This window comes from Acetobacter sp. KSO5 (assembly GCF_044094635.1).
In the GTDB taxonomy this organism is placed as follows: Bacteria; Pseudomonadota; Alphaproteobacteria; order Acetobacterales; family Acetobacteraceae; genus Acetobacter; species Acetobacter cerevisiae.
In genome coordinates, this window is record NZ_CP172014.1 from 400300 (window position 1) to 414719 (window position 14420).

General features: G+C 55.6%; 10 protein-coding genes. 4 read left to right on the plus strand and 6 right to left on the minus strand.

The window, feature by feature from the left end; genetic code table 11:
- Position 1: 1 nt before the first annotated feature.
- From ACHQGU_RS01805 to ACHQGU_RS01820, 4 genes are all read left to right on the plus strand, one after another.
- Entirely contained in the window at positions 2-2077 is a 2076-nt protein-coding gene (locus ACHQGU_RS01805; RefSeq protein WP_395495666.1) for an alpha/beta fold hydrolase, read from the plus strand.
- Positions 2078-2149: 72 nt separating this feature from the next.
- Positions 2150-3073: a serine hydrolase gene (locus ACHQGU_RS01810; protein ID WP_395495667.1), complete on the plus strand. Its 924-nt coding sequence runs from the start codon at positions 2150-2152 to the stop codon at positions 3071-3073.
- 296 nt (positions 3074-3369) lie between these two features.
- Positions 3370-5724, plus strand: a complete 2355-nt coding sequence (locus ACHQGU_RS01815; RefSeq protein ID WP_395496356.1) for a TonB-dependent receptor — start codon at positions 3370-3372, stop codon at positions 5722-5724.
- 47 nt (positions 5725-5771) lie between these two features.
- Positions 5772-7787 carry a phosphocholine-specific phospholipase C gene (locus tag ACHQGU_RS01820; RefSeq protein ID WP_395495668.1) on the plus strand — a complete coding sequence of 672 codons (2016 nt, stop codon included), beginning with the start codon at positions 5772-5774 and terminating at the stop codon, positions 7785-7787.
- A gap of 96 nt (positions 7788-7883) precedes the next feature.
- On the opposite strand, the gene ACHQGU_RS01825 is transcribed toward ACHQGU_RS01820, so the two are convergent.
- From ACHQGU_RS01825 to ACHQGU_RS01850, 6 genes are all read right to left on the minus strand, one after another.
- Complete coding sequence (locus tag ACHQGU_RS01825) at positions 7884-8678, minus strand: family 1 encapsulin nanocompartment shell protein (RefSeq protein ID WP_253558272.1); 795 nt, start codon at positions 8676-8678, stop codon at positions 7884-7886.
- Between the two features lie 11 nt (positions 8679-8689).
- Positions 8690-9715: a Dyp-type peroxidase gene (locus ACHQGU_RS01830; protein ID WP_395495669.1), complete on the minus strand. Its 1026-nt coding sequence runs from the start codon at positions 9713-9715 to the stop codon at positions 8690-8692.
- A gap of 194 nt (positions 9716-9909) precedes the next feature.
- Positions 9910-10593: a Fe2+-dependent dioxygenase gene (locus ACHQGU_RS01835; RefSeq protein ID WP_395495670.1), complete on the minus strand. Its 684-nt coding sequence runs from the start codon at positions 10591-10593 to the stop codon at positions 9910-9912.
- A 15-nt stretch (positions 10594-10608) separates the two neighbouring features.
- Complete coding sequence (locus ACHQGU_RS01840; protein ID WP_215754378.1) at positions 10609-11142, minus strand: hypothetical protein; 534 nt, start codon at positions 11140-11142, stop codon at positions 10609-10611.
- A gap of 52 nt (positions 11143-11194) precedes the next feature.
- Entirely contained in the window at positions 11195-11899 is a 705-nt protein-coding gene (locus tag ACHQGU_RS01845; protein WP_395495671.1) for a tetratricopeptide repeat protein, read from the minus strand.
- Between the two features lie 4 nt (positions 11900-11903).
- Positions 11904-14213 carry a TonB-dependent receptor gene (locus ACHQGU_RS01850; RefSeq protein WP_395495672.1) on the minus strand — a complete coding sequence of 770 codons (2310 nt, stop codon included), beginning with the start codon at positions 14211-14213 and terminating at the stop codon, positions 11904-11906.
- Positions 14214-14420: the final 207 nt, after the last annotated feature.

The window sequence follows — 14420 nt, forward strand, 5'->3', positions numbered from 1 at the left end:
CATGATGATCCGTTCTGCCTTTGCCGCAGCCCTTCTTACTGCTGGTTTATACTCTGCCTCTCTGGCAAGTGCTGCGCCGCTTGATGAGGCCGGAGCGCGCCATCAGATCGCAGCACTTCTGTCCATGCCGTTTGCCACAAATCTAGTCGGAGCCAGCAACGCGAACCGGTTTGCGTGGGTGGAAAAACGCAATGGTGTGCGGAATATTCTGGCAGCGGATGCGGCAGGTACACCAAAAGCCCTGACCCATTTCACGCAGGATGACGGAACCAATTTATGGGGTGTGGCGCTTTCCCCCAACGGCAAGACGCTAGCCTATGTGCAGGGAGGGGATCCGGAATTTCCGGATGCCTCTTCTCCTAACCCAAACCTTTCAGAAACAGGAACGCATCAGAGCGTGAATGTAGTTCTGGAAAGCGGCAGGCAGATGCGGATAGGGGAAGGCTGGAATCCCACTTTCTCTCCAGATGGGGCGACGCTGGCGTTCTCGCGCAAAGGCTCTCTGTTTCTGGCCCCCGTTGGCAAGGTGGCAAAAGAAGTCATGAGCGTGCCGGGGAGCCTGACGTCCCTGCAATGGGCACCAGATGGCTCGGCGCTGCTCTTCACGCTGGACAGGGGCAGCCATGCGCTCATCGGTTTATGGCATGTCAAAACAGCGACCATGACATTTCTTGCTCCAGCACTTGGGCAGGATAGTCTTCCAACATTTTCTCCGGATGGCCGTTCTGTGGCGTTTGTGCGGGAGCACAGGCCGCTGACTGATAAGAAGACTGAAAAAGGCTCCTTCTGGTCTCTGCATGTTTATGATCTGGCTAGTAATACGGACCATGTGGTGTGGACACCCCCTGCCGGGACGGGGGCACGGTTTGCTGTGCCGGAGGGAAGCAGCCTGCTGTGGTCTGACAACGCCCATCTGCTCTTCCCGTGGGAAGGAAGCGGCTGGATGCGGGTTTGTACCGTGGCTGCATCCGGCACAGGGATCCCGACCTGTCTGACGCCCGATAAGGCGGAAGTCTCAGCCTATCGGTTATCTCAGGATCGCAAGACGCTTTTTTACACGAGCAATGTCGGCAATGTGGATTCCTGGCATGCATGGCGGCAGGCTCTGGATGGGTCTTCTCCCCAGCGTTTGACCCAAACTGAGGATATGGAAACAGACCTTGCTGTGGCTGGAGGAAAGGTGGGCGTGATCGCCGCCAGTGTCACACAGACGGCGCACCCGGTGGTGGTTGGGCCGGAGGACGCAAGCACCCCGCTTATTTCTCCGCAAGCGCCGTCAGATGTGCATTTTGTGACGCCGCAAGTGGTTGTGTTCCACAGCGCAGATGGCGTGGAGGTGCATGGACAGCTTTTTGTGCCGGAGGGCGATACCAAAACACTGCGCCCTGCACTGGTGTTTGTGCATGGAGGGCCACACCGCCAGACGCTCCCGGCCTTTAATGGTATGGACTATTATTCCAATGCCTATGCCATGAACCAGACCTTGGCGGCGCAAGGTTATGTTGTTCTGTCCGTCAATTACCGCAGCGGGACAGGCTATGGCGAAGCCTTTCGGAATGCTTCTGAAACCGGCGGGCGTGGAGCCAGTGAATATCGGGATGTCTTTGCTGCTGCTACGTATCTCAAAACCAGAGCGGATATTGATCCCGCCCGTATCGGCATCTGGGGTGGAAGCTGGGGCGGCTATCTGACTGCACTCGCTCTGGCTCGCAATAGTGATGTTTTTGCTGCCGGCGCGGATTTTCATGGTGTGCATGATATGATCGACCCCGACACATATGGCCTTTCTCCTGAGGAGAACAGAAAGGCGCATGAAGTGGAATGGCAGTCCTCTCCCGCGGCGGATATTGCCCACTGGCACGCGCCGGTTCTGCTGGTGCATGGTGATGATGATTATAACGTGGAATTTGAGCAATCGACCCTTCTGGCAAAACTGCTGTCAGAGCAGGGCGTGCCGTATGAGGAACATTCCTTTCCCAATGAGCGTCACACCTTTCTGCGCATGCAGGACTGGCTGACGGCCTATATGTGGATGGATACGTTCTTTGGCCGCACGCTGACGTCTCATAAGCCCTGATCAGAAAGGGTATCGTCTTAAAACGCTTATAGGCAGCACGGTATGGTGCATGACAGACCAGGTAGGAAAAAGATGATGAAGACGCTGAGAATTTCCATCGTTCTGGCAAAAGCGTTTTTAGCCGGAGTCGTCCTGCTGTCTCCTCTGGCCAGCGCGGCTTCTCCTGCGGCTACAGAGCCGCTGGCGCAGATCATGGCGAAAACTGTCACGAAGCAGCCGGGGCACTTTGCGGTTTATGCGGGGCGCAGTGGTCAGGCGCCAGATGTGTGCCTGAACTGTGATGATCTGATTAATGCGGCCAGCACCATCAAGCTGTTTGTGCTGGATGCAGCTTATGAAGCCTTTACAAAAGGTACCTTGCGCCCAGAGGACACCATGACAGTCCACAACCATTTTCATTCTCTGGTGGGGAAGGGGAGCTTTGCGCTCGAGCAGAAAGAGGATTCTTATGACCCTCTTTACACGCAGGCAGGCAAGCCGGTGCCTGTTTCAGAACTTCTGCGCGTGATGATCCAGTATAGCAGTAATCTGGCAACCAACCTGATGATTGAAAAGCTGGGGGTGTTGCCCATCCGCGCTGTCGTGAAAGCTCAGGGCCTTAACGGCATCGTTTTTGGCCGCATGATTGAAGATTTTGATGCGAACGATCAGGGAATTCGGAACCGGGTTTCAGCCCGCGGGTTAGGCGACTTTCTGCAAAAGCTGGATAGCGGTCAGATTGTGGGTAAGGCGCAAAGCCAGAGCATGATCCAGATTATGCTGGGGCAGAAATTTAATGACATCATTCCCCCCGGCCTGCCTGCAGGCACACCCGTGGCACACAAAACCGGCTGGGTTGATGGCGTGCGGAATGATGCCGCCATTGTCACCCTGCCAGATGGCAAACGCTATATTCTGGTGGTGCTGACGTCTGACCTGCCGGATGAGCAGGCGGGTATCAAAGTGCTGAATACACTGTCGCATCAGGCCTATACGTATTTTCTTAAAAGAGACTGAATTTGTAAAACTGCGGTTATAAAAACTATTTTAAATAGCGGCCGGTATAGAGTTTTACAGTCAGGCAGGATGCCGCCATACAGCTCGCTATTTTATAAGCCCAGACTGTTGAAAATCTTTCTACTTTTATTGCGAATGTGTGACATCAAACTGTCATTGTAACGTCATCAAACTACAACACACACACCAAAACAAGACGATAGGCTGCGCAGCGTTATCTAACCCCCTATTGGGAGCCTCGGCATGAGGGATCGCGCTGTATGAAACAGAATAAACTGCTGCTTCTGACAACATGTATGAGTTCCTTACTGTTTCATTATGCCAGGGCTGAAACTGTCTCAGCCACCACCCAGCCTGGAAAGGTTGAGCAGGCAAGCACCAAACCGGCAGCCAAAAGCAAAACCGCACAAGCTCCCAAAAAGGTAAAAGTGACATCCACACAGGACGATAAAGCTGAGTCCATTGTTGTCTTGGGTGCGGGGGCTGCCCGTGAGACGCAAAAGCTCTCCCACATGGCTCTGCAACAGGTGGCTCCCGGCACCAGCCCCCTGAAAACCCTGTCTAAATTGCCGGGCGTCATGTTTACGTCATCCGATGCGCTGGGATCTTATGAATGGTCCCAGCAGATCATTATCCGTGGGTTTGACCAGAGCCGCCTTGGCTTCACTATGGATGGTATTCCGCTGGGCAATCTGGCCTACGGGAATGATAACGGCCTTTCTATTGGTCGTGCTCTGCAAACAGAAAATAACGGAACGGCCACACTGGCGCAGGGGGCTGGCTCCGTAGGCGTTGCGGCCTCTAATGACCTTGGCGGCGCGCTCGAATTTACATCTATCGACCCGACCGAAAAATTTGGTGCGGATGTGGCAGCTACAGGCGGCTCCTACGGTACCTGGCGCACGTTTGCGCGCGTCAATAGCGGCACGCTTCCCGGTGGCGGCCGCCTGTATGTGTCTTATGATTATCAGGATGGCAACAAGTGGAAAGGGAAGGGGATTCAGCAGCAGCAGCAGGCTAACGCCAAATTCGTGCAACCGCTGGGTGATAAGGTCAAGCTGACGCTGTTTGGAGATTACAGCCAGCGCGCCGAAAATGATTATCAGGATATTTCAAAAGAGCAGATCCGCACAATCGGTTATAAACTCGATAATATTACCAATAACTATGGTCTGGCTAAAGATATCGCCAGAGCCTACCAGAACGGCACAGCCTTTCCTGCTGGGATCAAGGATCAGGATCAGTCCTACTACAACTCAGCGGGTCTGCGTGAGGACGTGCTTGGGTATGGCAAACTTGATTTCAAACTGACTGATCGCCTGAAAGGCTCCGCAACCGTTTACGGTCATACCAATACGGGTGAAGGGATTTACGCGACCCCCTACACGCCAACGCCTGAGTCTCTGGGCGGGTCTCCGCTTTCGGTGCGCACCACGGAATATGATATTCATCGTGAAGGCTTTATTGGCAGCCTGTCATACGAAATTGGTCATCATACGATTGAGGGTGGCTTCTGGTTTGAAAATAACGATTTTGAGCAGGCGCGTCGCTTCTATCCGCTGAGCGAAAGCGGTTATACCGGCAGCTCCGTCCACTGGTTCCGGGGTAATTCCTTCGCAACCCAGTGGCAGAGTGCATTCAATACCAAAACCTATCAGTTCCACTTGCAGGATACCTGGCAGATTACTCCGGCGTTGAAGCTGAATTATGGCTTCAAATCTCTGGTGGTGGATAACCGTGGCCGCCAGCTGGAAGGGAGCGAGATGGGCGTGCCGGTGGCGACGAATACCTATGCCGGTGGTTCCATTACGTCTGCCAATGGCTTCCTGCCGCAGATTGGTGCCAATTACCGCATTAACAAGCATAATGAAATTTTTGCAGATTTTGCAAGAAACATGGCGGCCTTTGATAACTCTTCCACCGGTGCAACCAGCCCGTTCGCCATGACGAGTGCGGCCTATGCCGCAACGAAAAATTCTCTGCGTCCGGAAATGTCTTATAGTGAGGAAATCGGTTATCGCTTCCATAACCGCCGTATTCAGGCGTCTCTGACCGGCTATTACATTGAATTTGAAAACCGCCTTCTGTCCATCACTCCAAATGCAACCAACAACGTGCAGGGGATTCCCAGCATTCTGGTCAATGGTGGCGGTGTGACAGCCCGTGGTATTGATGCCGCATTCAACTACCACTTTACCGATAACTGGTCCCTGTATGTCTCCTACGCCTACAACCAGTCGACCTATAATGATGATCTGACAACGGGAGGCGTTACCTACAACACGCGCGGCAAGAGCGTGGTGGCCATGCCGCGGAATCTGGCAAACGTTCAGATTAGTTACGATGATGGGTCAATCTGGGGTAATTTCGGCATGCAATATCAGGGCCGCCGGACTTATACTTATACCAACGACCAGTGGATCAAACCGAACGATATCTTCAACCTGAATGTCGGTTATCGCTTCCATAGCCAGAACTGGGCACTACGCGGTCTGGACATGCAGATTAACGTGACCAACCTGTTCAATAAACGCTATGTGGCGACTGTGGGGAGTGCCGGTTTCCGTCCGACCGATCCGACCGGCAGCCTGCAAACACTTCAGGCAGGTTCTCCGCGGATGGTGTTCTTTACCGTGCGTAAGCATTTCTAAAACCGTTTTTTACATTCTGTTTTATGTCTTCTGTGACGGATAATTCCATGCTTCGTGCCCCTAATCGTCGCCAGTTTCTAAAGTTTGGTGCGGCTGCAACAGCGGGGGCCGCCCTGCCGGAAAACCTCAAGCGGGCGCTTGCCGTGGCGCCCAACGCGGCAACCGGCACCATTCGGGATGTGGAGCATGTGGTTATCCTGATGCAGGAGAACCGCTCTTTCGATCACTACTTCGGCTGTCTGCAAGGCGTGCGTGGTTATGGAGATCCACGGGCTGAAAAACAGTCTGATGGAAAAAGCATTTTCGCGCAGCCTGACGGAAAAGGCGGCCACGTGCTGCCATTCCTGTTTAATACAGCGCACACTTCCAGTGCCTGTCTGGCCAGTCTGGACCATAGCTGGAAAAATACGCAGGCTGAATGGAATAACTGGGATACATGGGTGCCGCATAAAACGCCCATGACCATGGGGCATTTTACCCGTAAAGAAATCCCTTATTACTACGCTCTGGCAGATGCTTTTACGATCTGCGATGCCTATCACGCGTCCATTTTCGGGCCGACAAATCCGAACCGCCTCTATTTCTTCACCGGCACCAATGGCCTGGCTGTGGGCAATGCCGGCAAGCAGGCTATAGAAAATGTTGATGACGGCAACTGGTCTGCCGACATGGCGCATGACCGTGCCGATTTTAAGCCGTTTGACTGGACGACCTATCCTGAAAAACTTCAGGAGGCAGGTGTGTCCTGGAAAGTGTATCAGGAATACGACAACTTTGGTGATAATCCTCTGGCGTCTTTCGCGGCATTCCGCTCTGTCGGGAAGGATACGTGGGCGTATCGTGGGGCGCGCAGTATTGTAGACGGCTCTGGCCCTGCTGACATGCAGGATACAGAAGGACGCTATCTGATTACCGCGTTTGAGCACGATGTCGCGCAAGGCAAATTGCCTCAGGTTTCATGGATTGTACCGCCCACGGCTCTGAGCGAACACCCCAACGCGCCGCCGGGCTATGGCGAATATCTGATTTCCCAGCTGATGGATGTATTTGTTCGGCATCCGGATGTCTGGGCTAAAACGGTTTTCATTCTGAATTATGATGAAAATGACGGCTTTTTTGATCATGTTCCGCCCCCAGTTCCGGCGCTGCATGCGCAGCAGGGGATGTGCACGGTTTCGACTGATGGGGAAAGCTATTACGACCAGCCCGTCGGACTGGGGCCACGCGTGCCCGCTCTGGTTATCTCTCCGTGGACCAAAGGTGGGTGGGTCAACTCACAGGTTTTCGACCACACGTCCGTTTTGCGTTTTCTGGAAGCACGTTTTGGCGTCAAGTGCCCTAACATTACGGCATGGAGGCGCAGTGTGTGCGGGGATATGACATCACTCTTCGACTTCGCTCAGACCAACCGCCAGTGGGAAGCATCTCTGCCCCGCACGGACACCTATCTGGCAGACACACGCAAATCCTGCGCCTTGCCCAAACCGATAGTGCCTGCCCGGCAAACTATGCCAAAGCAGGAAACCGGGCAGCGTCCGGCCCGCGCTCTGCCCTATGTGCTGCATGCTAACAGGCGGGCTAATGGAGTGTTGGAGCTTGCTAATGAGGGCACGCAGGGCGTTGTGCTCCGCATCAGGAACGGCCAGACAGCCCGCCATTATACGCTTGCAGCAGGCCAGAGCCTGTCGGTGCCTCTGGAGGCCAAAGCGGACCAGCCGATAACGGTGCATGGGCCGAACGGGTTCTTTCGGGCGTTTTATGGTCAGGATCTGCCGGACTGTAGCCTGCGTTATGACCCCGCTCAAAACAGCGCCTTTCTCTCCTTGCGTAATCTCGGCCAGATAGCTCGCATGCTGCGAATTGAGGATGGTTACAACCATCTCAAGCATACCCTCACGGTGCCATCAGGGGCGGCAACAGAAACATCATGGCAGCTTGTAGCATCGGACAACTGGTATGATCTGAGTGTGTATGATGCGCATGATGGCAGGCTGCTTGTGCAGCTGGCCGGGCATATGGAAAATGGAAAACCCAGCCGCACGGACCCGCATATGGGCCGTTAAAGTATAAGCTGGGGGCGGCGGAGGGGCGCGTTGCGCTCTGCTCCGCCAGTTGCGCGTAGCCCCACGGTTGCAAGCGGGGCTACGGCGAAACGGTTTTTAGTCAATAACGACTGTGGCTTCATCCGTCAGAACGCGGAACAGGAAGCTTTCCTGCAGGTAGAGTTCCACGGTGGTGGCTGTGTGGCTCAGATAGCCGATGGAGAAGTCCTGCCCGATATCCAGTGCCAGATCACCCCCGCGCATGGAGATAAGGAACGCGCCCTCGATAGCCGGTGCCCAGATGATCTTGCCGTCAATCATGCTCTCAATGTGCTTGATGATCGGATAGCCATCATCCCCGCCGCCTGTCACGGCCTGATAGGCCTGCGCACCCAGAATGAGTGAATAGGGGCCATTCACGCCCGCAAGGCGCAGGCTGCTCAGCGCATCGGCCACCACACCCGGATAGTTCTTGGCAGATGTGGGTAGTTTGAGATGGGCGTTGGAGCTGCGTCCACGGATGCCGGCCATCCCAGCGGCTTCATAGCCATTGAAAATGGCGCGATCTTCAAAGAACGCAATTTTTTGCGCGGCATCTTTCACAGGCTGCCAGTCGGCATCCAGCGCGCCCCGTTCCACGGCGTCAATCTCCTCGCGGGAGAGGGTGAAGGGCACGCGCACTTCCACCGGCGGCAGAACTTCGCGCTTGACCGCACGAATACCATCGTCCGGCGTGGCAAGGGCGGTGGCCCGACCCGTGCCCACGCCAGAAAAGGCGGTGCCTTTGGGCTCGGACGTATCTACCACGCGGCGGCCAGCCAGATTGCGGCGGATGGTGCGGGCGGCTTCTTCCTCAATTTCCGCCCAGGCGGCGCTGGAGACAGGAGCCAGATGTTTATGCAGATTGTTCATCGTACGTGTCCTTACTTCAGGGAGCCAATGCCAAGAGAGCCATCCTGCGGGGCGGCCTCGGGCGTTTGTGTATCGGTCGGTGCGGAGGGGGCTGGTTCCGCGGCATCGGTTGCCATATCGGCGGCGTTATCGAGGAAGTCTGACGTCGGGATGAAAAACAGCGTCCCGGTGACAGCTGTGCTGACATCCAGCAACCTGTCGTAATTCCCGGCAGGTTTCCCCACAAACATGTTTTGCAGCATTTGTTCCGTGCGGGCCGGGGAGCAGGAATAGCCGATAAAGTAGGTGCCAAACTCGCCTTTGCCCACTTCACCAAACGGCATGTTGTCCCGCACGATCTGAAGCTGCTGGCCATTTTCTTCAATATTGGTCAGCACATTATGTGCATAGCTGGGCTTGGCGACGTCCTGCAGCTCGATATCAGAAACCTTCTTGCGACCAATGATATGTTCCTGAACTTCAGTGGGAATAGCATCCCATTTTTTCAGGTTGTGCAGATATTTCTGCACAATCACATAGCTGCCGCCTGCAAAGTCAGGGTCTTCATTGCCAATCAGGGTTGCAACTTTGGCAGCCTGACCTTCCGGGTTTTCCGTGCCGTCCACAAAACCAAGCAGGTCACGGGAGTCGAAATATTTGAAGCCATGCACCTCATCAATCACCACGGCGGCCCCTTCCAGCCGGGAGACAATGGCGGCGGCCAGCTCAAAGCACAGATCCATGCGGGTGGCGCGGATATGGAAGAGGAAATCGCCCGGTGTGGAAGGGGCGTGATGCACGCCGTTGATTTCCTGAAACGGGTGCAGCTCCTTGGGGCGGGGCTGGCCGAACAGGCGGTCCCACGCGTGGGAGCCAATGCCGGTAATGCAGCTCAGCCGACCATCGGGAATGCGGAAGCCTACTCCGCGCACGAGGGAGGAGAGGTCTGCGAGCAGGTCCACCACCTGCGGATTAACGGACTCATCCTCGTTCAGTGTCAGGACGAGGAAAACTGCGGCCTGAGTCAGTGTTGTATCAACGGGCTGCGGCGTGACCAATGGCTTGAAACTCCCTGCTTATGGCACCTGCCTGAAAAAAGCAGGTGTATCAGACCATAGGCAGATCGCTTCGTCTGGCAAGGGAGGGCAGGGCTGAAAAAGCCGAATGGGAGGCCAAAATAGGCCCCTGATAACTCAGGCTGATAATGCCATAAATCCGGTTGTCAGGGGGTGGATGCGACCCCGGTGGCGCGTCAGAGCTGCGCCCACTGTCTCAACAGGTTGTGATAGGTGGAGGTCAGCCCCAGCACGGCGGCGCTATCATCCGGCAGAAGTTTGCGGGTTTCTATAATGGAGAGGTCAAACTGGTAGAGCAGGGTGCGCTGAGTATCATCCGGCACCATGGACTGAGACCAGAAGAACGAGGCCCAGCGTGAACCGCGCGTAACCGGGCTGACACTATGCAGGCTGCTGGAAGGATAGAGCACCATATCTCCGGCCGGAAAGCGGACGCTCTGCACGCCAAATGTATCCTGAATCATCAGCTCGCCACCGTCATACTCTTCCATCTCGCTCAGGAACAGCGTGGAGGACACATCCGTCCGCATCCGGAAACCAGTGCCCGGCACGGGGCGGATGGCATTGTCCACATGGGCGTGGAAGCGCATGCCCTCATCATACCGGTTGAAAAGCGGCGGGAAGACACGCAGCGGCAGGGCGGCACTGTTGAAGGTGGGGTTGCGGCCAAGGGCACGCAGAATGATCTCGCCCAGTTCCCGCCCTTCCGCGCTGTCCTGCGGGATCTGAAGGTTGAATTTCGCCTTGGCGGACTGGTCCCCCGCCGTCACCTTGCCATCCACCCATTCGGATTTCTCCAGCCTGGCGCGGCAATAGGACACTTCTTCTGGTGTCAGAACATTGGGGATATGAACAAGCATGAGGGCGAAGTCCGTTCAGGAAGGTTGTCTGTTGCCGTGGCGGTGTGCGCCACCATCATGCTGCTGCGGGAGCAGACTAAGCAAAATGGCAGAGGCCTGCTGCCCACTGGCCGCAGCAATCTGGTCCAGTGTGTCGGTCGTATCATGGACTGTGTAGCCAGAGTGGGTCAGGCGTTCAACCAGCGCATCCGGGGAGCGATGCAGGAGGGGGGCCAGATCCGTCAGCGGAGCCTGCGTCAGCACAGGGAAGACCCGCATGGCCGGATTGCCGCCTCTGTGCCCGGAGGTCAGCATAAATCCCCCTGCGGCTACAAAGGAGAGCAGGCAGGCTGCCAGCATCGATTTATTGCGGAAATACAGCAAAAACTGTGACCAGTTGCGCCATAGATGCAAAAAGAATGGCAGCAGCAGCACCATGCTCAGCCAGATATGCATGGAATGGAACCAGCCGGACTGCCAGTGGAAAAACAGCGCTGTGCCGGAAATGGCGGAAACAAGAAACAGGCCCGTAATCAGCGGGGTCGAATATTTCTTAATGACCAGATTCATGGAAAACGTCATCCTGTGGGGGCATATACGCGGTTAGAGGGACAAAGGTGTATCAGCGCGCAGTGGCAGGCCGCGAGCGCTGGCTGGCCTGTTCTGCAATGGCGCGCAGGCGTGGGTCTGGATGATCCTGCAGCAGAGTTTCAAGAGCTTTGAACACATCACGAAATCCCTCTTCCAGAGCGCGGGAAAACCACTTTATGGCAGCTTCGGTGCGGCCGGAAGACAAATCGTTGCGGGCTAAGTTGAGATATCCCCAGCAATCTCTGGACTGGGCCGCGGCCAGAAAGAAATCCTGCGCTTTTTCAGGTTCAAGTTCGGGGAGACTGCCATTTTCCGCAATCAGCCCCAGCATGTTGAAAGCTTTTGAAACACCGTTCTGTGCGGCGGAAATATAAAGAGAGTAAGCTTTTCTGATGTTCTGAGGCACACCCTCGCCAGCCAGATACAGGTCTGCGAGGTTGAACATGGCCCATCCATCCCCATCGGCAGCGGCCTGCGTAAAATAGGCGCAGGCTGCTGCCGGGTTGCGTGCCACACCCCAGCCGCGTTCATACGCGCGGCCCAGCATGTTCAGGGCGCGCGGGTCACCCGAGCGGGACGCAACCTCAAACAGACTGAAGGCTTCCGCAGGTTTCCCCTTATCCAGACAGATCTGGCCTAAAAGCAACTGCATGGTGACAGGGGAGAGAGGGGCCGGGGAGGCGGAGGGAGAAGAAGCCCCCCTCTCCTTCGGGCGTTCAGCCAGAACCAGTGTCATAGGGTTAGAACGACACCCCAACATTGCCGATGAAATACCGCCCGGACGCCGGAACCACGCGGGAGCCGGAGAAGGAGGAAGAATAGTTCAGGCGGTTGGTAATATTGTTGGCATTGAAGGACACACGATAATGCTTGAAATCCCAGGACAGCATGCCGTTCAGCACGAAGTTATGCGGAATACGGGCCGTGTTTGTCGTATCCGGACCGGCCCAGTAAGCGGAAGAATACTGGGCTCCACCGCCAATTTTCAGCGTCCCCCACTCGGGGTTCAGAATCAGGCGGGAAAGGTCATAGGAACTCCAGACAGACATGGAGTTATGCGGAACCTGTGGCGCCGTCTTGCCATTATCCCCGGTGGTGCTGTGGGTCACAATGCCGTCCATGTAGGAATAGGAGGCAAAAACCTGCCAGTCCTGCGTGATCTTGCCAGTCGCACTCAGTTCCACACCGCGCACACGGCGTCCGCTACCGGAATCAGAAAAGCCGGTTTCCATATCGCCATTCACATCATAGTAGCGCGAATTGTTTTCGCTGATCTGGAAGAATGCAACCGTTGTGCCAAGGCGTTTGTGGAAGAAGTCTGACTTATTCCCGACTTCAAACAGATCGCTCCGCTGCGGGGAGAGGTTTACACCCTTTTGCGCCACGTCCCCGGCCTGCGGTTTGACAGTCACCAGAGAAGAGACGTCTGTACCCACCGGCTTATAAGACCGTGCAAAGGTGAAGTAGAAGGAGGTGTTTTTAAGGGGTGAATACATGATGCTGGCGGAGGGGCTCCAGCGATCAGACTTCTGCTCTGCACGCCCCTGCGATGCTGTCGAGCGTTTGTAATAGGTGCTGCTAAAGGAATCCCAGCGCCCGGTGCCGAACAGGGAGAGCTGTTTGGTCAGCTGAATACGGTCTGCAAAGAACAGCCCCAGATCACGCGCGTTTGCATTCCCATACCCGGAATCCGGGAAGCTGAGAGACGTGCCCGGAGAACTATAGCTGGGGTTGATAATGGTCTGGTTGTTGTTGCGGTTGGTAAAGCTGCCCGGCCAGCGGGAATCACTGGCATAGTTGATGTCAACACCAGCTTTGATGTCATGATGCATGAAGCCGGTCTTGAACTGTGAGCGTCCCATCAGCACGTTTTGCACACCCCAGCCTTCCTGACGATACGCCGCACCACCGCCTGCGCCATATGGCAGGGCATAGTTCTGGCCAGAAAGGATAGCGTTCGCACACGCGCCGGAGCAGGCGGCTGGTGTGGTGGCGGTATAATCACGGTCATACATGCTGAGCCGCGTATCGTTGGTGATGGTCAGCCAGCGAGAGACTTCCGACTTCAGCGCAGAGGTCAGCGTGTGGATATTGGAGCGGTCAAAGTCAAAACTGCGAGTGTAGCTGGTGTTGCGGGGCACACCATATTCCGTGATCGGGCGGTAAATGCCGTTCACCTGAATCATGCTGACGCCATAATCCGGCTTGCTGTCACTGTTCAGCCACTGCCACGTCAGATGCCAGGAGGTTTTGCTGCGCAGACCCACCCCGAAATCAACAGCCGCGCCGTAGCGGTTGGACGTAACATTGTTCCGGTCCACCACATCCTGCTTGTTGAACATGCCGTTCACACGAATGGCCATGTCATCATTGATCTGGTAGTTAATGTCCCCAACACCTCGGAACAGAGGTCCACTGCCAAAAGACTGATCGTAATTATAGGAATTTCCCAGATGCGCATGTTTCTGGCTCTGGTTGATCACGCCGCCGACGTTCCCCGCGCCAAAATACTCGCCTGATGGCCCTTTAATGACTTCCACGCTTTCCGTATTGAAAACATCGCGGGTGTAGGTGCCAAAATCGCGCAGCCCGTCCGTATAGATATCCTGCCGTGCCTGTAAGCCGCGGATGCGGAACTGGTCCCCGTTCAGGCCGCCCGCGCCTTCCCCGGTGGAGAGCGTAATGCCGGGCACGTTGCTGAGCGCCTGATCCAGCGTAAAGGCCCGCTGCTGCTTCATCAACTCCTGCGGCACAACCGTAATGGTCTGCGGCGTATCACGCACGGAGCCGGGCATACGGGAAATATTGAGTGTCTGGCTGTTGGTATTGCCAGCGCTGTAAGAGGCTGCGTCAGAATCGTCATGATGGCCGCCCACACGCACCGCTGGCAGTTTGATGGTGGTGTCGGTCGTTGCGGGCTGCGGGGGCTGAGTCGTATCGTCTGCGTGGGCTTGTTCTGTAGCGCCCAGCCCGACAGACACACCTAAAGCTACAGCAAGCTGAAGGCCAATGCCTTGAGATGGTGGAAGGGGCAACTCTGTGCGACTCATGCGTCGTGCTCCTGATGAACCATGCTGCCGGTTCGTATGGTGAAGATAAGAAATGCGGCCTTTTGATATGAGCTCAAACGTCAAGATGCAAATGATTATCAATAACTAAAGGGGGCGTTTTTCCGGTGTGTGGCGCAGTTGCCACAGGGGAGGGAGGGACACAAAAAAGTGAGCATTTTGAAGAGGGATTAGAAACATACGATATTT